Source organism: Mucilaginibacter sp. PPCGB 2223 (assembly GCF_001705515.1).
GTDB lineage: Bacteria > Bacteroidota > Bacteroidia > Sphingobacteriales > Sphingobacteriaceae > Mucilaginibacter.
Genome location: NZ_MDJS01000003.1, coordinates 436,841 through 462,411, shown reverse-complemented (window position 1 = coordinate 462,411; position 25,571 = coordinate 436,841). Strand labels below are relative to the sequence as shown.

At 45.4% G+C, this 25,571-nt stretch carries 19 protein-coding genes; 10 read left to right on the top strand and 9 right to left on the bottom strand.

The window, feature by feature from the left end; genetic code table 11:
• Positions 1 to 19 precede the first annotated feature (19 nt).
• Entirely contained in the window at positions 20 to 250 is a 231-nt protein-coding gene (locus BEL04_RS16805; RefSeq protein ID WP_139113081.1) for a hypothetical protein, read from the top strand.
• A gap of 154 nt (positions 251 to 404) precedes the next feature.
• Here the strand turns inward: BEL04_RS16805 and BEL04_RS16800 are convergent, their stop codons facing one another.
• Complete coding sequence (locus tag BEL04_RS16800; RefSeq protein WP_066005943.1) at positions 405 to 806, bottom strand: helix-turn-helix domain-containing protein; 402 nt, start codon at positions 804 to 806, stop codon at positions 405 to 407.
• Positions 807 to 921: 115 nt separating this feature from the next.
• Between BEL04_RS16800 and BEL04_RS16795 the strand changes: the two genes are divergently transcribed.
• Entirely contained in the window at positions 922 to 1,302 is a 381-nt protein-coding gene (locus BEL04_RS16795; RefSeq protein ID WP_066005942.1) for a DoxX family protein, read from the top strand.
• Here the strand turns inward: BEL04_RS16795 and BEL04_RS16790 are convergent.
• Both BEL04_RS16790 and BEL04_RS16785 read right to left on the bottom strand, forming a co-directional pair.
• Complete coding sequence (locus BEL04_RS16790) at positions 1,280 to 3,559, bottom strand: serine hydrolase (RefSeq protein ID WP_066005941.1); 2,280 nt, start codon at positions 3,557 to 3,559, stop codon at positions 1,280 to 1,282. The genes BEL04_RS16795 and BEL04_RS16790 overlap by 23 nt on opposite strands.
• A 91-nt stretch (positions 3,560 to 3,650) precedes the next feature.
• Positions 3,651 to 4,334 carry an HAD family hydrolase gene (locus tag BEL04_RS16785; protein WP_066005940.1) on the bottom strand — a complete coding sequence of 228 codons (684 nt, stop codon included), beginning with the start codon at positions 4,332 to 4,334 and terminating at the stop codon, positions 3,651 to 3,653.
• A 153-nt stretch (positions 4,335 to 4,487) separates the two neighbouring features.
• Here BEL04_RS16785 and BEL04_RS16780 point away from each other — a divergent pair, with 153 nt between their 5' ends.
• Positions 4,488 to 5,663 (top strand): GAF domain-containing sensor histidine kinase, encoded by a 1,176-nt coding sequence (locus BEL04_RS16780; RefSeq protein ID WP_066005939.1) that lies wholly within the window; start codon positions 4,488 to 4,490, stop codon positions 5,661 to 5,663.
• Positions 5,664 to 5,742: 79 nt separating this feature from the next.
• Positions 5,743 to 6,294, top strand: coding sequence for a cupin domain-containing protein (locus tag BEL04_RS16775; protein WP_066005938.1), 552 nt, complete (start codon positions 5,743 to 5,745; stop codon positions 6,292 to 6,294).
• Positions 6,295 to 6,339: 45 nt separating this feature from the next.
• Here the strand turns inward: BEL04_RS16775 and dnaB are convergent, their stop codons facing one another.
• Positions 6,340 to 7,908: a replicative DNA helicase gene (gene dnaB / locus BEL04_RS16770; RefSeq protein ID WP_066005937.1), complete on the bottom strand. Its 1,569-nt coding sequence runs from the start codon at positions 7,906 to 7,908 to the stop codon at positions 6,340 to 6,342.
• Between the two features lie 1,041 nt (positions 7,909 to 8,949).
• On the opposite strand from dnaB, the gene BEL04_RS16760 reads away from it, so the two are divergent.
• Both BEL04_RS16760 and rlmB read left to right on the top strand, forming a co-directional pair.
• Entirely contained in the window at positions 8,950 to 9,648 is a 699-nt protein-coding gene (locus BEL04_RS16760) for a hypothetical protein (RefSeq protein ID WP_066005935.1), read from the top strand.
• 85 nt (positions 9,649 to 9,733) lie between these two features.
• Positions 9,734 to 10,495: a 23S rRNA (guanosine(2251)-2'-O)-methyltransferase RlmB gene (gene rlmB / locus BEL04_RS16755; protein WP_066005934.1), complete on the top strand. Its 762-nt coding sequence runs from the start codon at positions 9,734 to 9,736 to the stop codon at positions 10,493 to 10,495.
• Between the two features lie 78 nt (positions 10,496 to 10,573).
• On the opposite strand, the gene BEL04_RS16750 is transcribed toward rlmB, so the two are convergent.
• Positions 10,574 to 11,659, bottom strand: coding sequence for a mannose-1-phosphate guanylyltransferase (locus tag BEL04_RS16750; RefSeq protein ID WP_066005933.1), 1,086 nt, complete (start codon positions 11,657 to 11,659; stop codon positions 10,574 to 10,576).
• A gap of 242 nt (positions 11,660 to 11,901) precedes the next feature.
• On the opposite strand from BEL04_RS16750, the gene recQ reads away from it, so the two are divergent.
• Positions 11,902 to 14,097: a DNA helicase RecQ gene (gene recQ, locus BEL04_RS16745; RefSeq protein ID WP_066006249.1), complete on the top strand. Its 2,196-nt coding sequence runs from the start codon at positions 11,902 to 11,904 to the stop codon at positions 14,095 to 14,097.
• Positions 14,098 to 14,129: 32 nt separating this feature from the next.
• Here recQ and BEL04_RS16740 read toward each other — a convergent pair whose 3' ends face one another.
• A complete protein-coding gene (locus tag BEL04_RS16740) occupies positions 14,130 to 15,767 on the bottom strand; it encodes a kelch repeat-containing protein (RefSeq protein ID WP_139113080.1) in 1,638 nt (545 codons plus the stop codon).
• Positions 15,768 to 15,934: 167 nt separating this feature from the next.
• Entirely contained in the window at positions 15,935 to 16,315 is a 381-nt protein-coding gene (locus BEL04_RS16730) for a VOC family protein (protein WP_066005930.1), read from the bottom strand.
• Positions 16,316 to 16,656: 341 nt separating this feature from the next.
• Between BEL04_RS16730 and BEL04_RS16725 the strand changes: the two genes are divergently transcribed.
• Positions 16,657 to 17,178, top strand: a complete 522-nt coding sequence (locus BEL04_RS16725) for a hypothetical protein (protein ID WP_066005929.1) — start codon at positions 16,657 to 16,659, stop codon at positions 17,176 to 17,178.
• Positions 17,179 to 17,209: 31 nt separating this feature from the next.
• Here BEL04_RS16725 and BEL04_RS16720 read toward each other — a convergent pair whose 3' ends face one another.
• Both BEL04_RS16720 and BEL04_RS16715 read right to left on the bottom strand, forming a co-directional pair.
• Positions 17,210 to 17,620 (bottom strand): hypothetical protein, encoded by a 411-nt coding sequence (locus BEL04_RS16720; protein WP_066005928.1) that lies wholly within the window; start codon positions 17,618 to 17,620, stop codon positions 17,210 to 17,212.
• Between the two features lie 8 nt (positions 17,621 to 17,628).
• Positions 17,629 to 19,560 (bottom strand): heparinase II/III family protein, encoded by a 1,932-nt coding sequence (locus BEL04_RS16715; protein ID WP_066005927.1) that lies wholly within the window; start codon positions 19,558 to 19,560, stop codon positions 17,629 to 17,631.
• Between the two features lie 140 nt (positions 19,561 to 19,700).
• On the opposite strand from BEL04_RS16715, the gene BEL04_RS16710 reads away from it, so the two are divergent.
• Together BEL04_RS16710 and BEL04_RS16705 are read left to right on the top strand one after the other, a co-directional pair.
• A complete protein-coding gene (locus tag BEL04_RS16710; RefSeq protein ID WP_066005926.1) occupies positions 19,701 to 20,153 on the top strand; it encodes a hypothetical protein in 453 nt (150 codons plus the stop codon).
• 321 nt (positions 20,154 to 20,474) lie between these two features.
• Complete coding sequence (locus BEL04_RS16705) at positions 20,475 to 25,568, top strand: translocation/assembly module TamB (RefSeq protein WP_083227963.1); 5,094 nt, start codon at positions 20,475 to 20,477, stop codon at positions 25,566 to 25,568.
• The last annotated feature ends 3 nt before the right edge of the window (positions 25,569 to 25,571 follow it).

Below are 25,571 nucleotides of genomic sequence, written 5' to 3'. Positions count from 1 at the left end.
TATGCCGTATACGCAGTATATGACAAAAAACTTTACCATACGATTAATAGCGGGCCTGGCCATTATTGGTTGCTTGTACACCATTAATGCCAACGCTTCAACCGGCGATACACTTAGTTCATCGTCGGGTATTACCATTGCCGTTGTGCTGGCTTTGATTTTTATCATTGGCTTTAAAATAGTTTCAACAAACCTTAAAAAGGTAGATAAGGACCTTGAAGACAACTTCGGCGAGAAAGTGTTGCCTTAACCCAAACTTGACAGGACACCCGTCTTTAGCCTGATATACCCGCTTTGCAGCGGGCCTATGTTTCCGAGTGCTTAACCTAATGCCCCGGCATAATTGTGCTGTCGCAGGGCAGCCGATCAGGATACTGGCATGAGCAGCAAATCGTTGTGTTGTGCTATTTTTTTCGCATACCGGCAACAATGCGTCCGCGGTGCTGCTGCCCCCATTTTTTCAATTCGTTCAGTACACTATCCAAAGTGCGGCTGTAGGTGGTTAACTCATAGGTAACAACAACCGGGCGCGTCGAAACCACTTTTCGCTCAACAAACTCGTTCATTTCGAGCTCTTTCAATTCTTTAGCAAGTATCTTGGGGGTGATGTCGCCCAGGGCACGCTGTATATCCTTGAAGCGTTGCGGGCCTTCGGATAACGCGATGATCAGCGGGAATTTCCATTTGCCGCTCAATACATATAAAGCGTCTTTCACAGCCCTGAGACTTTCTGCACAGTTTTCAGGGTTGCATGCCACTGGTTTTGTCTCGGCGGGCGGACTTACTTTTTCGAATATGACAGGCATAACAAGGTATCTTAAAGTTAGCTGGTATTAAAAAGGATACTGGTATTTAAAAGTATAGTAGTATCCTTTTGATAGTAAATGTAGATAGTTTTACATCAAAATCACAATAAATAAAATGAAACCGATAAAAATAACTTATTGGACAACGACAACTATCGTGGCGATTATGATGTGCTATTCTGCCTACGCATATATCGCCAGGCCCGAAATTGCACAGGCATTTCATCATCTTGGTTTTCCCGATTATTTCAGGATAGAACTCGCCATAGCCAAGGTAACAGGAGCGATCCTTCTATTGATCCCTGTTTGGCCGCGGCTTAAAGAGTGGGCTTATGCCGGATTTGCTATCGTATTTATATCGGCACTTGTGGCACATACCGCTTCAGGCGACCCGATGGCTAACCGTATCGGCCCGGTGGTGTTTGGCGTGTTATTGTCAGTATCCTATTTAACTTATCATAAAATGGTGCAGGCTAATTCAGCACGCTCAGTATAATATCCGTCATATCGTAGCGTGGGAAACCGCCGGTATTGTTAAGAAGGATGATGCAACTATCGGTATCTTCCTGCCTTACATACATTGTAAAGAAACCAAGATCGGTGCCTGGATGATAAGTGATGACATGTTTTTGCGATGCGGCGAAAGCATTTTTATCAGTCATCCAGCCATAATCATACCAGGCATTATAGTCTTTAAATTCAACACGCGGTTTAAGCATTTCGGCCTTTGTAGGTTTGGGCAATAGCTTATCGTTTTGCAAGGCATCATGGTATTTTAACAGGTCTTCGGCCGAGGAGGAGATGCCGCCTGCACCGTATTCGTTGGTCACATCGTAAACAGGCTCTTTTGTAGTTCCATCACTGTAACCTGTGGCTTTGTGGCTGCTGGCTCCATTATGCATTCCAAAGTAGGTATTGATCATCTGCGCGGGTGTAAAGATGCGTTCCTGCAAAAGAGTTTCAAATGGTTTTCCGCCAGCCTGCTCCGCGATTAAAGCCAGTAAAGTAAAATTTGAGTTGCTGTATTCAAAACTGCTGCCTGGTTTAAACTCCAGCGAATCGCTGCAAAATTTTGTAACCATATCTTTTAGGCTAAAAGACCGGCTAATGATTTGAAGCTTATAATCATTGTTATTAAAGTACTCTGGTATTCCCGATTGATGAGTCAATAGTTGCTCAATCGTTACATCGCCATGCACATACCACGGAATATAAGATTTAACGGGCGCGTGCAGATCGATCTTCCCCTCGTTAGCTAACTGGTTGATGATAACTGAAGTGAAGGTTTTGGATGTTGAACCGATACGATAAGTGGTTTGTGCATTGGCTAATAACTTGTTTTCCTTATCGGCATAACCATAACTCTTGCTCAAAATTACCTGGCCTTTGTACTTCACCAGGGCGGTGCCGTTAAATTGTCCATTATTATGGTAATACGCTAACATCGAGTCGATACGGATGGCTGGGTTTTTAGGCAGTTCGTGCTCGCGCTGCTCAAATTTATTTTTCAGGTTCACCTGGTTGTTAATAGCGTTTATCTGGACTACGACTTGTTCGGTATTAAAATCCGGCAAAATAATGTTGTAATCCTTCCAAAACTCTTCGCCATCATTACTGTCGTGGTTCTCAATACCATCGTTTTTACTTAATTTATTATCAAACGGTGCAATTTGAGTAGTATCAATAGAGGTCACCACATAGTTAAAGTCAAGCTTTGCCGTAAAGTCATAATTAAAACCGGGGCTTTTGATATATATCGCCGCATCATCAACCACGCGACCCAAAACCCACTTATCCCCCATCTTTTGATATCCTATTTGTGTGCGGTTGCTTTTAAGTGCAATTTGTGTGCCCGTTAATTTCATTAGCATACGTTCGGCAAAATCGCCGATTTTTACATAAGTTAAACCCTTGGGACTGGTGTTGTAGTCAAAATATAAGAAGGCGTAAGTTTTGGTATCGATGAAGACCTTTCCCCGAAAGGTAACCTCTTTAATACCCTCCTTTTCATTAAAGTCGATCTCGTATGCCGGCGATCCTTTAAAGTCAACAATACCTACAACGTCAAAAATGTGTCTTTTTCTGCCTTCAGTACCAAAAATTGCATTGTCGTTAATAGCCTTTACAATATCGTCGCTAAAAATCGACCTGGGTTTTTGGCCAACCTCCAATCCGTGGAAATCGTGCTGATTTTTTACATCGCGAGCTTTAATGAGTTTTAACAGATTCTCCCGGTTATCGCCATAACCCCAATTATAAACATCAAATACAGCTTCTGATAGTTCGAGGGCTTTGGCTCCGTTATGTGTGTACTCGCGGTAAAAGCCCCGGGTAACATGAGGTTTGTTGATGTAGTTTTCAGGTATACGGTCTATCGCCCTTTGAATGATTTTGATCGGATCGCGATATTCAATGCTAACGGCTTTGAGTTGTTGATTACTTTTGATTAAAGTGATCGAGGCCAAATGTCCCGGCTTTACCAGGTCCGTAATAGCGATGGTTTTGGTTTCGAAACCGATGCTTGATATCTGCAGCGAATCTGTAGCAGCTGCTGGCGGGATCGTAAAGACAAAATCTCCAACTCCATTTGCGGCAGTACCTACACCTCTTTTGGGGATCCCGATATTGGCATAAGGCACTGGCTGCCCATCATCGCCCGAAATAACTTTCCCGGATAAAGTGATACTATTTTGCGCAAAAGCAGGTTGGTTGAGCAGGAACCCTAACAAAAACGTTGCGACAAATATTCTCATGGTAAAAGCATTTGAATGCAAAATACTTGGAGAAACAACGCTAAATTGTTATCAGCCTGTTAATTAACAATTTTTAACATAATGAATAGGATTACACATGCTCCAGCACTTCCAGTACCTGCTTTACACTTTTAAAGTTTTCGTGTTCAAAATTGGTATCTACAACCTCGTGCGCCCAGGTGGTGTGGTAGGGGATGTGGATACCATGCCCGCCAATTTTGATCACCGGCAGCACATCCGACTTGAGCGAATTACCAACCATCAGAAACTCTTCGGGTTTAATGTCGAGGTGTTTAATCAGTTTCAGATAATCGGCCTCGCCCTTTTCCGACATGATCTCGATGTGATGAAAGTAATGCGTCAGGCCAGATTTGCGCAGCTTGCGTTCCTGGTCCAGCAAATCGCCTTTGGTAGCAACCACAAGGCGGTATTTAGGCTTTAAAGCAGATAATACGGTCTCTACATCGTCTAACAGTTCAATGGGTTCTTCCAGTAATTCTTTACCCATCCGGATGATCTTTTCTACAATTTCTGCCGTAATATTCTTGTCGGATACCTTAAGGGCAGTTTCTATCATCGACAGGATAAAACCCTTTACGCCGTAACCATACAATGTCAGATTATCAATCTCGGTTTTCAGTAATTCGCGCTCCAGGTTATGCGTAGTGAGGTAACCTTCCAGCAAGGCATAAAAGCGTTCCTCGGTTTTTCTGAAGTAAGGTTCGTTAACCCATAATGTATCGTCGGCATCAAATGCAATAACTTTTATTTCCATCGCGAAGCTAAATTAGGTATTTGTAATTATGCCACTGAAAAATTTAATCTGTTTTTAATGTTGGATAATAAAAAAAACACAAATTTAGTAGTCAAACCATATAGTGTTGCAATCATGATCAGTTAATTAAGTTGTTTTATTTAAATTTACCGAATGATTACCCCTATCATACCTGATAACGAGAACGAGCGTTTACTCGATCTGTATCGCACAAAACTATTGGATACGCCCGAAGAGAAGGAATTTAACGAGATAGTGATGCTGGCTTCGGAGGTGTGTGAAATGCCTATATCACTCATTACATTGGTTGACGTTAACCGCCAGTGGTTTAAGGCAAGGGTCGGGCTTGATACTACCGAAACCAACCGTGACGTTTCTTTTTGCGGACATGCCATTTTACAGGATGACATTTTTGAAGTGCCCGATGCTTCGCTTGATATCCGTTTCAGCGATAATCCGCTGGTAGCCGACGATCCTTCTATCCGTTTCTATGCCGGTATGCCATTGGTAACACACAATGGGAATCGCCTGGGTACCCTGTGCGTTATCGACCGGATGCCACGTACTTTAACCGAAAAACAACGCTTTGCGCTTAGGGTTTTGGCCGGCAACGTGATCAAGATAGCCGAACTGCGCATGAAGAATAAGCAGTTGCATACGATTACAGAAACACAGAAACGGATTATATCTATCATAGCGCATGATGTGCGTAACCCGCTGGCTGCCATTAAATCGGTTATTGACCTCAAGCAGGCCGATTATATTGATGAACAGACCTCGGCCGAAATGCTGGAGATGGTTAGCGTGCAGATGAATAGTACTTTAGAGATGGTGGATAATGTAGTGAACTGGGGGCAGTTGCAACTGAACAACGCTGATACTGTGTTCGACGAGTTAAATGTGCACGAAGTTGTGAACGAGGTGCTTGCAGCCGAAGCATTAATAGCCAACAAAAAGAACAATAAGCTTATCAACCAGGCTAATCCTGCTGCTACCGTGTTGATAGATAAACAGGTGCTAAAGTTCATTCTGCGCAACCTGGTGAGCAATTCAAATAAATTTACACAGGATGGTTCCATAAGCGTTGCCACCAAAAAAGACGGGAAAAAAACCATCATAACCGTTACCGACACCGGAGTAGGCATGAGCGCCGAAAAAGCCAAAAAACTGTTTATGGAAACCGAAAAGACATCAACCCTGGGCACCAATAACGAAAAAGGCAGCGGCCTGGGCCTGATGCTGGTTAAAGAGTTTGTTGATCAGGTAAAGGGCTCCATAGCCGTTGGCAGTAAGCCTGGGGAAGGTACAAAGTTTACCATTACCCTGTAATCAAAAGTCTTTTTACGCTAAAACCACAGGCTCGAAGGGTTCGTATATTCGCTTAAAAAACTTTTAAGTTATTGATGATATGGACTCTGACCTTAGGCGAATTTATAACCCGATCCAAAAAGATTCGGTAGTTTTTTTAAAAACATCGGCCGAAACCGGCGGCGAATATACCCTGGTAGAAGTTGAACTGGCTGATGGCGGCGGAGTTGGCCTGCACTACCATAAAACTTATAGCGAAAAATTTGATTGCCTTGAAGGCGAGGTACAGATAGTTTTGGGTAAACAGGTGTATACCCTTGCACCCGGTCAGGCGGCAACCGCCGAAATCAACATAAACCATTTGTTCAGGAACAGGAGCGGTAAGCCCTGTAAGTTCAGGGTTGAATTAAGGCCCGCCAGCAAGGGCTTTGAGCAATCGTTACAAATAGGTTATGGGCTTGCCGGCGACGGCCTGTGTGACAAAAAAGGTCTGCCGAAAGATAAACTTGCATTAGCCTGGCTATTCGATATCAGCGAAAGCAACCTGCCCGGCTGGATGAGCGTTTTTGAATTTATTTTGCGCAGGCAGGCAAAAAAAGCCCGTGCTAAAGGTGTTGATCAACAACTTACTGCAAAGTATGTACGCTTTTAGAACAACATTCAAACCTTACCACCTTAAACATTCCAACTCTAAAGCTTAAAACGGCGGGTCATCGTCCAGGTCGTTCATTCGCGAAGGGCGGATGATCACATTGCTTGGTTTCTCAAAGTCCTGGTTAGGTGTAAGCCCGCTGAACGGGCTTATCGCAGCGCCGCCCGGAGCGCCAAAGTTGTCCAGATTATCTTCCAGGTCGGCAAATTTAACGTATTTACCCACAAACCTTAACCTCACACGGCCGGTTTCGCCGTTACGGTGCTTGGCTATGATTACCTCGCCTACACCCGCTGTTGGGTTATTGTCTTCATCAACTTCGAGACCGTAGTATTCAGGGCGGTACAGGAACAACACCATATCGGCATCCTGTTCAATCGAACCCGATTCGCGCAAATCGCTCAGCATAGGGCGTTTTGAACCGCCGGGCCTGCTTTCCACAGCGCGGCTTAATTGCGAAAGTGCGATAACCGGTACGTTCAGCTCTTTAGCTACCGATTTTAAGGCACGCGAGATGCTACCGATTTCCTGCTCGCGATTACCGTTCTTACCATCGGCTTTACCGGTCATCAGCTGTAAGTAGTCGATAATGATGAGCTGGATATCGTGCTGCGATTTTAAACGGCGGCACTTGGCCCTGAACTCAAAAATGTTCAGTCCCGGCGTGTCGTCGATGATTAATGGCGCCGCCTCCAGCCGTCCGATCTTGCCGTGAATCTGCTCCCATTCCCATTGCTCCAGCCGGCCCTTGCGTATTTTTTCCTGCTCTATTTCGGTTTCGCCGGATATCAAACGATTAACCAACTGAACGGACGACATCTCGAGCGAGAACACCACTACCGGTTTGTTAAAGTCGACCGCGGCGTTACGTGCGCAGCTTAATACAAACGCCGTTTTACCCATTGCCGGGCGGGCCGCAATAATCACCAGGTCAGATTTTTGCCAGCCCGAAGTTATCCTGTCAAGATCGGTAAAGCCCGAAGCTACCCCGGTCAACCCGTCTTTTTTATCGCGCAGTGCTTCAATTTCGGCAAGAGATTCGCGTACGATATCATCCATCTTGCGCGAATCGCGGCGCAGGTTGTTCTGGGCAATGTCAAAAAGGTTCTTTTCGGCTTTATCTAACAGATCGAGCACGTCGGTAGTATCTTCGTAAGCGCTGGCGATCACTTCAGTCGAAATCCGGATCAGTTCGCGCTGGAGATATTTTTGTATGATGATACGGCTGTGGTATTCGATATTGGCAGCCGATGCCACCCGGTTGGTCAGCTCGGTAATATAATAGGCACCGCCTATCATTTCCAGCTCGCCCTGCAGGCGCAGCTGGGCAGTAACGGTCAATATATCAACCGGCGAGGTTTTCTCGAACAGCACCCTGATAGCCTGAAATATCTTTTGATGACTGTCGCGATAAAAAACTTCGGGTTTCAGGATATCGATAACCGAAGACAGGGCATCCTTCTCCAGCATCAATGCACCTAAAACGGCCTCCTCAAGGTCAATTGCCTGGGGGGGCAATTTCCCTAAGCCGCTTGTAGGGGTGGTACTGAATCTGTTACGTCTGTCGGCAGATGTTCCGGTCTTCCCGGCGGGGTTATCGTTCTCAAAAATCATACAAGTACAAAAGTATACAAAAAAGGTTCGCCTCAATCCACAGAGCAAATTTACCTCAAAAGAAAATCGTTGAAAATGATATTTTTACCGGCAATTATTTTAAACAGTAATTGTTGATATGATGTTGGTAAAAATTAATTGATATTCATAGTCAGGTGTTTATATACAGTGTTAACAAAGTTTTTTGGTGTTAAGTATTTCTGCAAAACTTAAATTGCAGGTGCTTGCATTCCGGGAACGGCAGGCTTAAAAGTCTAACCTAAACGTCATGAAAATTATGGCTTTGACAAATTTTGACCTCTATATCTTGTTAATCATTGCCATCACGTTCTATAAATTATCGTTTCCTAAAAACCTGTTTTTTTACTACTAAGAAAGTTAAGATCAGGTTGTATTTATTAAAAAAAATCAGGCAGGTATCTGACGACGCCACCCGTGGGCCTTAGTTTAATTTTTATTACATTTTAGTATTGTCAACCCAATAAATTTTGACTAATATTGTATTTAACGTTATATTTAAATTGTAATTGCACTTTAATCCCCCGATCTGTGCTGATTGAAATATACCATACTAAAAAAAGACTGCAGATTATAGCACTATCTGTATTGTATCTTTTTATGTCTCTGGCGGTAATATTCTTTTTACCCAGGGGCGGTCAAAGGTATTTTCATCGCTTTAGCAAGATCAAAACCCATGCGCAGTTTAGTAAAAACCGCTATCAGAACTTTTTAAGACGTACCGATAAAATTTCCCCATACGGTCGGAAGTTTTTTGTTCGTGATAGCCATTCAAATCCCGCTTTGCTTGCCTGCGCGCGCTGCATAAATCCTGATGCTGCCGGGCTCAAACTACTAACCGCTTACAATTTAAAGGCAAGGCAGGCAGTAAACCGCCATTATTCGGTTAATTGCTGCTGGCGTATCTGATCTTCATTTGCATCGCCTATGATGCGTTTTTAATTTTTAAGACTACAAACTGTCGTGGAAAACTGAGTTATGCCACGATATACATGTATGAGTTTTGAGTTAACACCCGAGAAAATGGAGAAGCCTGGATTTAAACTGATATTTAACATTATTTTAGTGATCAGCATTCTGATCATCATCCTTACTATTACATCTTGTAAAACTAATTCCGGTACGCCAAACTATCCCGTTACCGAAGAGGACGCCGCCGAAATAATTTCAAATGGTGTACTTAGCCAATTTGGCGGCGTACTTAATCATATCAATAACGGAGTGCAGTTTGCCCAACGCCCAGGTTGCGGCGTTACCTGCGATACCACTACCACGCTGACGGCGCAACCAGGGCCGACCTCGATAACTGCAAAAAACAACCTGCAATGGCACTATCAGCTTAACTGCCAGGATAAATCGTTTACAGGCACGTATACAGGGAGTATCAGCTATAGTGGCCAGCATTTTTCGGCCGATAATACCTGCTCAGGTACTTTAACCTGCACGCCGCAGCAAACACCCACGTATAAAATAGCGTTTAATTTCACGATCGACGGTACTGATATTAAAAAAACGGTCGACGCCAATACCCTCAAAACCAATATTACCATGCAGGGTAGCGATATATTGGTCGAAAAAAACTCGGGCACCGTTACCTCGGGCCAGATACAGGTAGCTATTCATATTTCCTACTACAACTACTCGGGTACAGTAAAATTCATGGGCAACCGTATGGCCAGTATCGTCCTAAACAGTGGTACATCGTATAGTTTAAGCCTGTGATGCTATCGCCCGAAACAGCTTTATAAGCTATCAATCTTGGGCAATCAATAATATTGGCTAATTTTGGCAGCCTATTCAGCATAACATGAGCTATAATGATCGCCCGAGAAGAGAAAGTAATCAAATGGTGTTTGGCATCCGTGCCGTAATGGAAGCTATCCGGTCGGGCAAGGAGATCGAGTCCCTGTACATCCAGCGTGGATTAGGCGGGCCCTTGTTCCTCGAACTGAAAGAACTGCTGGCCGAATACCGCATTGAAGGCCAGCACGTGCCGGTTGAAAAGCTCAACCGTGTTACGCCTAAAAACCATCAGGGTATTATCGCTATCATTTCGCCGATAACCTATCAGCGTATTGAAGATATTATCCCTATGGTATTTGAGAAAGGAGAGGTGCCACTGGTATTAATTCTGGATGGTATTACCGATGTCCGTAACATAGGCGCCATAGCCCGCACGGCCGAGTGCGCCGGGGTGCATGCCATTGTGGTGCCTGCCAAGGGCTCGGCGCAGATCAACGGCGATGCTATTAAAACTTCGGCAGGAGCGCTGTACAATATCCCGGTATGCCGCGAAAACAGCCTGCTGCAAACGGCAAAATTTTTACAGTCTTCGGGCCTGCAACTGGTTTGCTGCACCGAAAAAACGAATGATTTTATTTATAAACCCGATTATACCGCGCCAACAGCTATCATCATGGGCTCGGAAGACGAGGGCATCGGCAATGAGCTGATCCGTATTTCCGATCACCTGGCCAAGATACCCATGTTCGGCGAGATCGAATCGCTCAATGTATCAGTTTCGACGGGGATTATTTTGTATGAGGCGATAAGACAGCGCGGGAATTAGTTGTCAGTTGTAAGTTCTCAGTAGTCAGTGAAAAATTTATTCAAAAACTGACAACTCACAACTGATAACTGACAACTGTTAAATATATTTCGTTCCGAACTTAGCTTTCACATCGGCCACGATCTGCTTAACGCCCTGCTCCTGGTCGCGCGGGCTGATAAGCAGTGTGTTGTTCGATTCGACCACGATAAAATCATGCAGGCCTTTCAGGATGACTAATTTGCCTTCGGGCACGTTTACCATACAGTTTGATGAATCGTACATAATCACCTTATCGGCCGGTATCACGGCGTTGCCAACATAATCCTTCTCAGCCAGCTGGTAAATGGAAGCCCAGGTGCCCAGGTCGCTCCAGCCAAACTCTGATGGCAACACATAAACGTTATCAGCTTTTTCCATAATACCGTAATCGATAGAGATATTGGTACATTGCTGGTAAGCGTTGTGGATGTATGTCTTTTCATTTCCGGTATTGTAAACCGGGCGTGCATCGGCAAAAATATCGTTGATCTCGGGCAGGTATTTACCGAAGGCATCCAGGATAGCCCTGGCGCTCCATACAAAGATGCCCGCGTTCCACAAAAAGTCGCCGCTCTGTATGAACGTTTTGGCAATCTCCAGCGATGGCTTCTCGGTAAAGGTTTTTACTTTGTGAAACTCGCCGTCGAGCACCGTATCGGTAAATTGTATGTAACCGTAGCCGGTATCGGGGCGCGACGGTTTAATACCCAGCGTAACCAGGCAACCATGTTTGGTAGCCGTGGCCAGCGAGCGTTCTATCACACTTACAAAACCCGGCTCATCCAGTATCAGGTGGTCGCTTGGTGCAACAACGATGGCTGCGTCGGGGTTAAGGCTCTGGATCTTAAAACAGCCGTAGGCTATACATGGTGCTGTGTTGCGCATAACCGGTTCGGTGAGTATCTGTCCGTCGGTCATGTCTGGCAATTGTTCTTTCACCAGGTCGGTATATATTTCGTTGGTAACAACGTAAATGTTCTCTTTAGGGCAAATGGTTAAAAAGCGGTTGTAAGTTTGCTGTATCAGGGTTTTTCCGGTACCCAGTATGTCAATAAACTGTTTAGGGTGAGCGGTGCGGCTGATGGGCCAGAACCTGCTCCCTATACCTCCGGCCATAATAATGGCATAATTGTTACTGTTCATTGTGTGCGATATTTTTAAAAAACGATTTGCGGACGTGAAATTGTGCAAATAATTTGATTCCTATGATATAATCTTGAAAAAAAATCCGTTAAAAGGTGCATAGATATCAAAAATTAATCGTACATTATTCCTAATTATCACAGCTATCTAAAAAAACAAACTTTAGGCCTAATTTCTTTGAAAATTTTTGTTATTTTGATTTTTATTTATAACACATACCTCGAGTAAAACATATAGTAATGATTGAAACGAAGAAATCACTTTTCGATAATCTTCAGAATTTTTTTGGATTTGACAACTTCAAGGGTGAACAGGAAGCAATAATCACCAATATACTTTCGGGTAACGATACTTTTGTGATTATGCCTACCGGCGGAGGCAAATCCATGTGCTATCAGCTGCCTGCCTTAATGACCGACGGAATGGCTATCGTAATCTCTCCGCTGATAGCCCTGATGAAAAACCAGGTCGACCAGCTCCGCGCCTTCGGCGGGTCAGACAGTATCGCACACTTTTTAAACTCATCCTTAAATAAATCAGAAACAACACGGGTTAAGGAAGACGTGCTTGCCGGACGTACCAAGTTATTGTATGTCGCTCCCGAATCGTTAACCAAGCAGGAAAATATCGATTTTCTTCGTCTCAACAACGTATCGTTCGTAGCTGTCGACGAAGCGCACTGTATCTCTGAGTGGGGGCACGATTTCCGCCCCGAATACCGTAAGATACGCCAGGTGATCAGCAATATCGGCGAGAATATTCCCATCATCGCCCTTACCGCCACCGCCACGCCAAAAGTTCAGCAGGATATTCAGAAAAACCTGCAGATGAATAATGCCACGGTGTACAAATCATCCTTTAACCGCGGCAACTTATATTACGAGGTTCGCGCCAAGCGCAATGTTTTGAAAGAGATCGTTCGCTTTGTAAAACAGCACCCGGGAAAATCGGGCATTGTATATTGCCTGAGCCGTAAAAAGGTAGAAGAGGTTGCCGAGGCATTGAACCTGAACGGTATTAAAGCCTTGCCTTACCACGCCGGGCTGGATGCCAAAGTACGTGCCGAAACGCAGGATAAATTCCTGATGGAAGATGTGGAAGTGATTGTGGCAACCATTGCGTTTGGTATGGGTATCGATAAACCTGATGTGCGCTATGTGATCCACCACGATATGCCGAAGAGCATGGAAGGTTATTACCAGGAAACCGGTCGCGCCGGCCGCGATGGGGGCGAAGGTGTGTGCGTATCCTTCTACTCGGAAAAGGATATCGATAAACTGCAAAAATTCATGAAAGACAAGCCTGTTTCGGAACGCGAAATAGGTACCCAGATATTAAAAGAGGTAATTGATTATGCCGAGTCGGCCGTGTGCCGCCGCAAGCAGATACTGCATTACTTCGGCGAAAATTTTAACGAGGCCGGCTGTAATTGCATGTGCGATAACTGCGCCGCGCAAAAACAATACTTTGATGCCGAAGCACCTTTACATAAGCTGCTGACGATGATGAAGCACCTGGGCGAAAAGTTCGACGATCATCATCTCATCAGTGTGCTGATGGGGATTGATAACCCACAGGTGCATAACTACGAGCATCACCTCGACCCGGTATTCGGTTCGGGCAAAGAGGACGGCGAACTGCTTTGGAAATCGCTGCTGCGCCAGGCCTTGCTCAATAACTTTATTTCGAAAGATATCGACCAGTACGGCGTGCTGCATCTCACCAAAGCGGGCAATGCATTTATCGATAATCCATACAGCATTAAATTCATCCTGAACAGGCCGATGGGTGCTACCGACGACAGCGATGATGGAGAAGAAGGCGGCAAGGCCGGTGGTGGTGCTTTGGATACCGTACTGCTGCAAATGCTGCGCGATCTGCGTAAAAAGATCGCCAAGCAAAAAAGCCTGCCCCCCTTCGTTATCTTCCAGGATCCGTCCTTAGAAGAGATGTGTACACATTACCCGATCACTATCGACGAACTGAAACAGATCTCGGGCGTAGGGGCGGGTAAGGCCATGAAATTCGGCGCGCCGTTTATCGATCTGATCAGCAAATATGTAGAGGAGCACGATATCGACCGACCGGTAGATATGGTGATCAAAAGCGCAGCCAACAAATCGGCCATGAAGGTGTATATTATCCAGAATATCGACCGTCACCTGTCGCTCGAAGATATCGCTGCATCCAAAGGTTTAAGCCTCGAAGAAGTTATCCACGAAGTGGAATCCATCGTGAACTCCGGTACCAAGCTCAACCTCAATTATTATATCGATGAGGTGATCGACGAAGATAAACAGGAAGAAGTATACGATTATTTCCGCACTGCCGAAGACGATTCGGTTGAGCATGCCCTTGCCGAACTTGGCGCCGGCGATTATACTTTGGAAGAAGTACAGCTGATGCGCATCAAGTTTATGAGCGAGATGGGGAATTAATGGCGTTTGCTTAATGGGTATTACGCTATTTGCTATGGGGTGAAGGTATATATACCCATTACCCGATCGGGGCTGTCATAACTTGCAATCATCAGCCCTGATTGATTTGTAACTCCCATAGTTAATACAGGACCCGCATATGGAAGATTACACACCCGCTGCCATTTATCATAGATAGGATCATATTTGTAGAAATATGAGGAAAAAATTCGTCCTACGTAGGAGTCATAAGTTGACGATTCGCCCAGCCCGACATAGCCATAATTGTTTAACTGGAAGTTTGTAAAATTGATTTGAGCTACGCCAGGAAAATCAGTCTTTTTGTTCCATGAGTCGGCATTTGCGTCATAGCACCATGTTTCTTTCGTCGGAACAAAACTACTTCCAGAGGCCGTAGTGCCCGCAACCACGTATAGTTTAGAGTTTATAGAAAAAATGGCGTTCATATATCTACCACCTTGCTGAGGAAAATCTGCTAGTTGCTGCCAGGTTTGGGTGCTCAGATCATAGGCCCACAGATCATTGTACGCAGTTGTACCATGTGTATAGTGAACATAATCAGGAATGTCATAACCCAGTCCATAATAAATTTTGTTATTGTAAAGCATATTCGCAGCATTTCTTCGGACATGTCCGGGAAAATCCGGGCCTTTGGACCATTGATTTGTTGCAGTATTGAAGATATAATGAGAATTTACACAGTTGTCGCCCGAGGAGGTTCTGTATTGCCCGCCAATATAATGAATTAAATTGCCTTGCTGGATTGTTACTGCTCCAACTGGCAATTCAATGGCGTTAAATCCTTTTAAAACAGTACTTTGGTTGGTTTTGTAATTATATGCAGTAAAGGTTGTAAACAAAGGGGGACCTTGTTCTGTAACCATTCGATAGCCATATACAAAGTCATTATATACAAAACCACTTGCCAAACTGTTTGCTAAAGGATTGGTTGATGGCATCTCGCCCGTTTTGCGCCATTTACCTTCCAGTAACACTACTTTTGTTTTGTAGACAATTTGGGTTTGATTTATTTTTAATGACAATGTATAACTGCCCGGCGGAAGTTGTTCCGGATACGCGTAGTTATATATCCAACCAATTTTAGGATCGAAGTTAGGCGGGGTGGCTAATTGTTTACCAATTATCGGTACTTCAAAACTGTCAAAGAAAAGACTGATGACAGCGTTATCGGGTACATTTTTAATGTTGGTATAAAGTACTGAACTAAGCGCGCCGCCTTTAAAAACGTTGCTCATTGTATCTTCAGCTGATAAAATTTGGTATGGAGTATTTGGGGTTGATGAAAGAATACTGGAATATACTATTGCATTGGTTGTTTTTGCATATGCTCTAAAATACTGTAATTTATTTGCGTCCTGATTTGATAGCTTCCAGCTATAAGCTAAGCCCGATCCGGATTTTCCAACAGCTTGTACAGTGCCGTTATTAATCATAGGCGTTGCAGAATCGCTTATGATAAACCCATATTCAACTGCCTCACTCGTTGTAGATATATTTAAAGTTGCGTTCAACGAAAACTCGCCAATATTTACAATAGTAGCCGATGTTATGGATACCGAAAAGTTATCATTAACTACACTGTTCGCGTTTTTATCTTTTTTACAAGATGCCAAAAAAAGTATAAAAATAAACATGTAGAAATATCTCATAGAAAGGTAGTTAATTATGAACAAAAAGTAATCAGCAGATAATTATAATAAACTATTGTTTAATAGTAGTTAAACTCGTTTGTAAGCCCGGTCACTCCGTATCTCACGGCATGTACACCGATGAATCGAGATTTGCCAGCCCAATGTTGGTGTTGTCAACAACACACCTATTCTGCGGCCGGTTCCCAAAGCTCTATCGCGTTGCCTTCAGGGTCGATGATATGGATGAATTTACCCCACTCGTAAGTAGCCAGTTCGTCAACGATCTGCACACCCGCGCCCTTAAGTTCTTCTACCAATGCTTCGATATTCTCAACCCGGTAATTGATCATGAAATCTTTGGTCGACGGGTTGAAATACTTGGTGTCTTTCGCGAAAGGACTCCAGGTGGTCGAACCGGTTTTTTCAGGATCGTCCATTTCGCGCCAGTCGAAAGTACTGCCGTACTGGCTGTTTTTAATGCCGAGGTTTTTTTCGTACCATTCGCGTATTTTGCCTGGATCGTCGCATTTAAAAAATATGCCGCCTATTCCTGTTACTTTTTTCATGATTAAATACCGGTTTAAATTTTCAGCAAGTTAAATAAAAAACGATACTCATAAAATACCTTTTCGTCCCTTCAGAGTCTCCCGTATGAGGGCCCTGAAGAATTTTTCCCTTGCACTTTCGCCCTCAAACTCTTACCTTTACAAAAAAATACTGCAAAAAATGCTTATCCTACATAACCTGAAAAAATTCGTAAAGCAGCCCATGTGGATGCTTCAGGGGGATATGGCATGCTTTTCCTCCGCCGCTGTTTAGTGTAGCACTATAACAGTCTTCATCACCAAATTATTTTTATTACAAAGTTTTTTGCCTTTATGGCGAAAGCTGCTTTATACCACATTTTATGGACACTTATTACACTATTGAAGAGAAATACCTGCAGGCGGTAGCGGAAATGCACTATGGCGAAACCCCGCTCTCGTTACAGTTATTGAATCAGATACTGGCCGAAGATCCGCAGTTTGTGAGGGCGCATTACCAGATAGGCAAGCTATATTATTACGACCTGAACGATTATAACGCGGCAGGTTACCATTTTAAGCTATGCACCGAGCTCGACCCTACATTCCCGGATGTGTATTATCACTACGTGAACCTGCTGCTGTTTCTGAACATGGAACGCCAGTTGAATGCGGTGGCCCAAAAAGCCATTACGGTTCCTGGAGTTAACGCTGCTGCTATTTATAATATGCAGGGGCTTTGCGCCGAAAAGAACCTGAAGTTTAACGAGGCGCTGCTTTTTTACCGGGAAGGCTTAATGCTGGTTACCAGTAACGACAGGAAGAACGAGATCGAAGAGAACATCAGCCGTATCCGTTTTAAAACCGAAAAAAAGAAAACGTATAACTACCACTTTTCGGGTTAACAAAGGCGCCTGCAAGGCGCCTTTGTCGTTTTCAGTTCTCATCCCAGATCACATATACAAGCGATTTAGAGATATTGGTGTAAATGATCACCCGGTTTTTTGCTGTGCCCCATATACAAAGGGCAACAGGGACAAACGAGGCTCCCGGCGGATGGGTAGCATAGCGCACCAGGTCATCATTCGATGCTGCGCGCAATTCATATTTGCGCCCCTGAATAAGCCGGTTAAACTGACCGGGATCTACCGACAATTCGTACTCGGCCCTGAAACTGCTCACGCCCTGGTCGCTGTAATCCAATATCTTTAAGCTAGCGGGCAACTCGTCGATATTAAGTGCGGTTTTTAAGGTTGAGCGCTGCGAATAACCGTTCATAAAATAACCGCCTATGGATAGGGCTGTTATGACTATTATAGTTATGATAATGATTGTACTCCGTTTCATAGCCACGTTTACTTATGCAACACATATTTCACAGCTTTGTTGACCTCATGTCCTTTAAAAGTCAGTAATACCCGCCAGATATCTTTGCCTTCCCAACTGTGTTTCAGGCCCTGATCCTCGGGAGAGTCTAACACCATTTTATCTTTCGACGCTGTCCACACTGATGCATCATAGTCTAAATAAATTTTGGTATGGTTAGGTAGCGTAAACGTAATTTTTCCAGAGGTATTCACATCGGCTTCACAAACCGTCATGAACGACTGGGTCAGGCTACTTACCGGGGCCACGGTTTCAAAGTTATCGTCAACCTCAACACCTTTGGTCTTATCCATTTTCACCACACGCTGCCAGCTTTTAATACCAGCTTCGGCAGGGTAGGCTTTCGCGATGTTCATACTTAATTCGCTTATATTGCCGTTCTGATTGTATTTTACACCGGTAGCTTCATATTTTAACCCTGCCGCTTGTTCCTGCCCGTTAATGGTAGGCAGGTTATGAAAAGGCGAGGTGTTGAACCAGAGTTTATACCGGTCTTTACCAAACGTGCGGGCGGTGTACGTGCCCGAACCCACATCGATGATTACCGGGTAACCGTCGGCATAAACAGTAAAATCGCCTACGTCGTTATGGTTATGGCTCTCGCCGTTTGTGCCGCCATGCGACGATAAGAACAACCCGTTGTTTGATCGTGAAGCCATCAGCTGCACATCGCTATACCACATATCGGCAACATCGTTTTCCTTGGCAGGATACGCAGCGCAGGCTTTAAGGGCAACCATGTTGTATAGGCCGCGTGTGCGGTGAAACTGCTCATAACCTACATCCTCGCTTGCAAAGCTGTGATACGCCCAACTGCCAAAGTTCATCATAGGCTGGTAATCCATATCCTTGCCAAAACGGTAGATCATCAGGCCATCGGGTTTTAGGGTCGGGTGCGCGTCGGCCACATTGATAAAGTAAGTACCTGCAATGTGGGTTTTGTAAATGTACGAGCCCATTTTCTGGATAAACGGGTCTTTATAAATATTTAGTTTGCCGCCCGTAGCGTCATTTAACAGGTTCAGGGCATCATAAACAGCACCTCCGGCAGCGGTCCAATAGCTTGGGCCTTCTTCGCAACCGCCATCGGTGCCCAGGCCGTCGATGTACTGGTCAAGTATCTTGCTGGCAATTTTTACAGCGTTCAGGCGTTTGGCTTCGTCTTTTTCGATCAGCAGATCGGCAGCCAGGTAGTTCGATGCTATCCATGGCGCCCAATTGTTGAGCTTGGCTTCGGTGTTGCCGCCGCCCATCCAGCCATACCTGGCAGTAAGCATGGGGTTTAAAGTGCGCCGTTCAATCTCATATCTAATCCGCTGGCGCACCAGCTTGCTTACTTTATCCAGTTGAGGGCCAATGAAATAATCTGTCCATGCCATCAGGGCGCTGGTCTCGGCATCGAACAGGTCGACAATAGGGTCCTGCACATCAGGCAGGCCTGCGCCGGCCTTTTGCGCGCCTACATGTGCACTGATGCCCCAGAAGCTCTCTTCGCTTATCGACCATATCCCATCTACGATCTTATCCGTAAAGCGGCCCTTGCCCTCAACTGATTCGGCCAGTACCAAATCCCAGAGCTGGTTACGCTTGGCAAAGGAGAGTTTTTCGTAATCCGTCCGATTCCCGTTGCGCACAAACTCCAGCATCACGGTTGCGGGTATGCCTTTAAACTCAGGTTTTAAGGCAGTTTCACCCAATCTGATCAGTTTGGCGATCACGGTATCGGGCAATAGGGCGCGCCAGCCTTCGGGTGTTTGCGGGAATGGTTTGAACTGGTTTTGCGGGATCAGTTGTTGTGCCAGTTGTGCCGACGATCTTTGCAACAGTTCGCGGTGGGTGAGCTGGGCGTTGGCTGTGAAGGGGATGGTTAATAAAAGTAATAAACGGAAGATGTTTCTCATGTTTTAGTGATTACAGCGTCATTGCAATGGTGCCGGGATTAATTGGCCCCGGCAAGATAATTAACTTAATTCATTTATAATTTAAACCATTCGACAAATAATCGTTCAAAAGGTTAAATGCAAACAGCACTAAATAAGCAATGACCGAAGTTAAATCAAACCCGCTCAACCCGTTCCGCGTCCTGCGGATCAGCATCGGCGTAATTTACCTTTGGTTTGGCGTATTGAAGTTTTTTTACGGGCTGAGCCCGGCCGAGCAGGTAGCGTCGCAAACCATACATCAGCTTACTTTCGGCTTATTGCCCGATCATTTGGCCATTCAAATCCTCGCCGTTTGGGAATGCCTGCTGGGCATCATGCTCATCAGTTGCCGTTTCATGAAAACCGTTCTATGGTTTATGTTCATCCACATGGCCTTTACTTTTACCCCGTTTGTATTTTTTCCACAACAAACCTTTAGCCATATGGGCTTTACCTTGCTGGGCCAGTATATTATGAAGAATATCATTATCATCAGCGGCGGCATGGTTTTGTGGCAGCACTATGTACGCAATATCCCGGTACCTTATATGCGCCCTTTTAGTGAGGGGTGACGGGTTAGGTTAATATATTGCCGTTTCCTGCTCTTTAATACTTGCCCCTTGATTTTGTTTGTTAGGCTTTGCCCGTCGTAACCATGCTTTACGCTTGCACTTACGTACTCTTTCTCATATTCATACGGTTGCCGTAGCCACAGGCCAGGTATCCAGTCTGCCCATGTTAGAAGATACCGTTTAGAAACCTCTTTCACAGCCAAAGCACCGGATCATACCAATAAAATCAATCGTAACGCGCATTTATTTCAAACAAAAGCGCAGCCTTTCTCATTTATATTTCTGAAAACACATTCTATTGGCTAAAAACACATCTGTACTTTGAAAAGATTTGGTCGCATAGTACTTAAAACCTTATTGTGGATCACCGGGGTAGTGATATTCGTGGTGGTGCTTGTGCTGGTGCTGATACAGGTACCTGCGGTACAGAATTTTGCTAAAAATAAGGCGGTTACCTTTCTGCAGAATAAAATCCACACCAAAGTTCAGATCAATAAGCTGAGCGTGGAATTTCCGAAGCTGGTGGTGTTGCAAGGCGTTTACTTTGCCGATCAGCATGGCGATACCCTTTTGGCCGGCGATAAGCTGAAGGTGGATATCTCGATGTTCAAGTTATTGCACCACAACGTGGAGATCAATGAAATAGACCTGCAGAACATCGCAGCAAACGTAAAACGCACCAGGGCCGGGGTATTTAATTTCGACTATATTATTAAAGCTTTTAACACCGATCAGCAAAAAACGCCGCAGCCTGCGGACACGGTTTCGACCATGAAATTTTCAGTGAATAAGATCGCGCTCGATAAGATCAATATTTTGTATAAAGACGATCAGAGCGGTAACGATGTAAAGTTTACCCTGAACCATTTTGATACCCGCATTAAGGATTTTGATATGGCTCAAATGAAGTTTACCATACCGAAAATTACCTTATCGGGATTTGATGCACGCATTATCCAGACACCATCAGGTACGCTGGAATCGACTAAGCCAGATACCGCGTCTACCCCTATCGCACTTAATCTGAACTTAGGCATTATCGATTTGTCGAAGATCCACGTGGATTATACCGGCAAGGAAATGAAAAGCAATGTTACGCTGGGCAAGCTATTGGTTGATGTAGATAAGCTCGACTTTAAAAACCAAAACGTAAAACTGAATGCCATACAGCTTTACGATACCAAAACTGTGCTGACCTTCCTGAAACCCGAAACGGTTAAAAAAGTGGTGGTGAAGACCATCAAAAAGCTTGATACCATAGTTGCTGCGCCGCAAACCGGCAAACCATGGCAGCTCACTTTGGCTAAAGTAAGTTTTATACATAACGATCTGAAGTTTGATAATGAGGCGGTGAAACCTACAGGCAGAGGTTTGGATTTTGGGCACATGGATATCCATAATCTGAATCTGGATGCCGGTAACCTGGTTTATACGGCGACAGCCGCGCAGGGTAATATCAACGATTTCTATTTCAGCGAGAAGAGTGGACTGCAAATAAAGCATTTCCGCACGGCTTTTTTTTACGGCGAAAAGGAATCGCATCTGGATAACCTGTACCTGGAAACGCCGCGCAGCGTGATACAGAACCATGTGCAGGTAAGTTACCGTTCGCTGTCGGCTTTGAGCAATGATTTGGGCTCGATCAGGGTGAACGCCAATGTGGTGAACAGCCGGATCGGACTGAAAGATGTTTTACTATTAATGCCGGATATGGCTTCGATGGAGCCGTTTAAGAGTTCGCCGAATGCCGTGTTCAGCATCAACAGCCGGGTGATCGGGAAACTGAATGACCTGTCGATACCTAATCTGGACCTGACCGGTTTGAGCCGCACGCATATCAAGGCATCTGGCGAAGTGAAAGGTTTACCGGACGTGAACAAGGCCTATTTCAATATCCGGATTAACGATTTTAATACGACTAAAGCAGATGTTGCTAAACTGGTACATCCGGGTGCTATCCCATCCAACATAAACCTGCCGGACGCATTGAATGTAAAGGGGACGTTTAAAGGCGGAATGAAAGCTTTTAATACCAACCTGAACCTGCGGACAAGCGATGGCGCGGTTGATGCGATCGCTTCGGTGGATATGAGCAAAGGCATGAAGACTATGAGCTATACTGCCGATATCAAAGCCAATGATGTGAACGTAGGTAAGCTGACAGGGCAGTCAAAAAACGTGGGTTATGTAACGATGAACGCTAAGGTAAAAGGCACGGGAATCGACCCTAAGGCCATTACTGCGACATTCAGCGGGGATATTGTGAAGGCGAATATCCGGGGTTATACTTACCAGAACCTGGCGGTGAGCGGCACGGCTACTAATGGAGCAATCGCTGCCATGGCCAAGATGAAAGACCCGAACCTGAACTTCGCGCTGGATGCCAAAGCCAACACGAACAAAAAGTATCCTTCGGTGGATGTGACGCTGAACCTGGATAGTGCGGATGTGCAGAAGCTGGGCTTTTCGAAAACGCCGATGCGGGCGCATGGCAAACTGGTGGCGCATTTGCCGACTGCCGACCCGGATTATCTGAACGGGACTATAGACCTGACCGACCTGCTGGTGATTAACGGTAAACAACGTATCCGGCTGGACAGCGCCAATGTTACGGCTACGGCCAACGCCGACAGCAGCACACTGAAATTATCATCGCAAATGGTAAATGCCCGGTTGGCCGGCAAATACAAACTGACCGAGATAGGAACTGCCTTGCAGGACGAGGTGAACAAATATTTCGCGATGGGCACTCCAACGAAAGTGAGATACAGCCCCGAACGGTTTACGTTTACGGCATCTGTTGTAAAAACGCCGCTGTTCAAAGAGTTCGTGCCCGATCTGAAACAGATGGACCCGGTATCGCTGAAAGGTAGTTTTGACAGCGAACAAGGTACTTTGATAGTAAACGGCAGTATGCCGAAAGTTACTTATGGTACCAATGTGATTAACAATGTGAAGCTCGCCATCAACACCAATAACAATGCGCTGAATTATAGCATTACCGCGGATGAGGTGAAGGCCTCGCAGGTTGATCTGCTGAATACCAGCATCAGCGGGAGCGCACAAAACAACAAGCTGGGTATAAGCTTGCAGGTGCGCGACGTCAACAAAAAAGAGCGTTACCGCATCGCCGGAACTTTTACCGCATTGGATAAGGCTTACCAGTTTAGCTTTTTACCGACCGGTTTACTGTTGGATTATACGCCGTGGACGGTGAGCAGCAGCAACTCGCTGCAGTTTGGCGGTGCGGGTATTTTAGCGAAGGATTTCACCATCAGCAACGCGGGGCAGTCGTTAAGCATTAACACTTCACCGCCGCAGGCAAACGGTCCGCTCAATATCGATTTTAAGAATTTTAAGATCGAGACCCTCACCAAACTGGCACAGCAGAATGGCTTGCTGGTTGGCGGCACTATTAATGGCAATGCTACCGTTAAAAACCTGGACAAAACGGCCGAATTTACCAGCGATATCAACGTCGCCGACTTTAATTTTAACGGCGATACGGTCGGTAATATCGCACTTAAAATAAACAACCTGCAGGCCAATACCCTGGCAGCTAACATGACCATCACCGGAAAGGGTAACCAGGTAACGCTCAATGGTTTTTACTATACGGATAAGGGCAATATCGACCTGGATCTGAACATTATTAACCTGGGCCTGAAGAGCATCGAAGGTTTTACCTTCGGTAACCTGAGAAAATCGAGCGGGAACATAGCAGGCCGGTTAAAGATTACCGGAACGCCTGGGGCGCCTGTCATCCGCGGGGATGTGAATTTCAATAATGCAGCGTTCAACATCGCGATGATCAATTCGTATTACAAAGCACCCAACGAGAAGATCACGTTTAACAGCGACGGCATCATGTTCAATAATTTTACGCTGATCGATTCGGCGGGGAACAAAGCCGTAGTGACCGGAACGGTTTACACGCAGAATTATACCGATTATAAGTTCGGGCTTGATGTGACGACCAATAATTTTAAGGTATTCAATGGTATAGCGGCCGAAAATAAACTGTATTACGGGCAGATTTACCTAGATAGCCAGATCAGGATACGGGGCGATTCGCACCTGCCAATTGTTGATGCTACACTGAAAGTAAATGATAAAACGCGTCTGACGGTAGTATTGCCCCAAACCGACCCAAGCGTAGAGGACCGGAAAGGCGTGGTGGAGTTTGTGAACAAAAAAGAGCCGAAGCTGGATTCGCTGATGAGGAGACAGATCGACTCGTTACGTAAATCGGGTTTCCGCGGGATGGACGTTTCGGCTAATATTACCATTGATAAGAATGCCGAATTTATTATCGTGGTGGACGACCGTAATGGCGATATTGTACGGGTAAAGGGCGATGCGCAGTTAAACGGCGGTATCGACCCGAGCGGAAAGACCAACCTGACGGGTACTTACACACTGAATTCAGGATCGTACGATTTGTCGTATGCTACGTTTAACCGCCGTTTCCTGCTCAAGCCTGGCAGCACCATCACCTGGCAGGGCGACCCAACCAGCGCTACACTGAATATCACGGCCATTTATGTGGCCAAGGTGGCTCCAATCGATTTGGTCGGGAACCAGTTAGGCGGAGAGAGCGAGCAGGCTTTGTATAAAGAAAAGCTGCCTTTTAACGTCGACCTGACAATGACCGACCAACTGATGCAGCCCAATATTGCTTTTAACATTGTACTGCCCGACAGCACTTATACCGTAGGCGCGGATGTGGTGAATACTGTGAACGGCAAGCTCGATCAGCTGCGGCAGGACCCTAACGAAATGAACAAACAGGTTTTTGCGGTGCTGCTGCTCAATCACTTTATCGGTGACAATCCTTTCCAGAGCCAGGCTGGCAGCGACGGGCTGAACGGTACCATCCGCAACAGCGTGAGCTCGCTCCTGTCGGATCAGCTGAACAACCTGGCTGGTAACCTGATAGCAGGCGTGGATGTGAACTTCAACCTGCAATCGGGCACAGACTATGCCAGCGGGACAGCCACCAACCGGACGGACCTGAACGTTGGCCTGTCCAAACGTTTTTTGAACGACCGGCTGACGGTGAGCGTGGGGAATAACTTTAACCTCGAAGGGCAGCAGCCGGGAGAGCAGGGCACCAATATCGCAGGCGATATTTCGGTCGGTTATAAATTGACGCAGGATGGGCGTTACCTGATACGTGCCTACCGTCGCGATCAGTTTATTGTGATACAGGGGCAGGTGATAGAAACCGGCGTAGGTTTTTCGCTGACGGTGGATTATAACCGCTTCGGGCAGATATTCAGCAACAAAACCAAACGCGAAAAGGAGATGCTAAAACAACAAAAAGCCGACGATAAGGTCAATAAAGACAAGGATAAAGCCATACAGGACAAACAAACACCAACCCCAACGGCCGACCCTGTAAAAACAAATTAAAAC

Bases quoted from the DNA above. Each gene is read 5' to 3' on its own strand.
- rlmB (WP_066005934.1), top strand. From the start codon at position 9,734: ATGAGCTATAATGATCGCCCGAGAAGAGAAAGTAATCAAATGGTGTTT.
- BEL04_RS16775 (WP_066005938.1), top strand. From the start codon at position 5,743: ATGGACTCTGACCTTAGGCGAATTTATAACCCGATCCAAAAAGATTCG.
- BEL04_RS16790 (WP_066005941.1), bottom strand. From the start codon at position 3,559: ATGAGAATATTTGTCGCAACGTTTTTGTTAGGGTTCCTGCTCAACCAA.
- BEL04_RS16795 (WP_066005942.1), top strand. From the start codon at position 922: ATGAAACCGATAAAAATAACTTATTGGACAACGACAACTATCGTGGCG.
- BEL04_RS16805 (WP_139113081.1), top strand. From the start codon at position 20: ATGACAAAAAACTTTACCATACGATTAATAGCGGGCCTGGCCATTATT.
- BEL04_RS16740 (WP_139113080.1), bottom strand. From the start codon at position 15,767: ATGAGATATTTCTACATGTTTATTTTTATACTTTTTTTGGCATCTTGT.
- BEL04_RS16760 (WP_066005935.1), top strand. From the start codon at position 8,950: ATGGAGAAGCCTGGATTTAAACTGATATTTAACATTATTTTAGTGATC.
- BEL04_RS16800 (WP_066005943.1), bottom strand. From the start codon at position 806: ATGCCTGTCATATTCGAAAAAGTAAGTCCGCCCGCCGAGACAAAACCA.
- BEL04_RS16710 (WP_066005926.1), top strand. From the start codon at position 19,701: ATGACCGAAGTTAAATCAAACCCGCTCAACCCGTTCCGCGTCCTGCGG.
- BEL04_RS16720 (WP_066005928.1), bottom strand. From the start codon at position 17,620: ATGAAACGGAGTACAATCATTATCATAACTATAATAGTCATAACAGCC.
- dnaB (WP_066005937.1), bottom strand. From the start codon at position 7,908: ATGATTTTTGAGAACGATAACCCCGCCGGGAAGACCGGAACATCTGCC.
- BEL04_RS16730 (WP_066005930.1), bottom strand. From the start codon at position 16,315: ATGAAAAAAGTAACAGGAATAGGCGGCATATTTTTTAAATGCGACGAT.
- BEL04_RS16715 (WP_066005927.1), bottom strand. From the start codon at position 19,560: ATGAGAAACATCTTCCGTTTATTACTTTTATTAACCATCCCCTTCACA.
- BEL04_RS16750 (WP_066005933.1), bottom strand. From the start codon at position 11,659: ATGAACAGTAACAATTATGCCATTATTATGGCCGGAGGTATAGGGAGC.
- BEL04_RS16780 (WP_066005939.1), top strand. From the start codon at position 4,488: ATGATTACCCCTATCATACCTGATAACGAGAACGAGCGTTTACTCGAT.
- BEL04_RS16725 (WP_066005929.1), top strand. From the start codon at position 16,657: ATGGACACTTATTACACTATTGAAGAGAAATACCTGCAGGCGGTAGCG.
- BEL04_RS16785 (WP_066005940.1), bottom strand. From the start codon at position 4,334: ATGGAAATAAAAGTTATTGCATTTGATGCCGACGATACATTATGGGTT.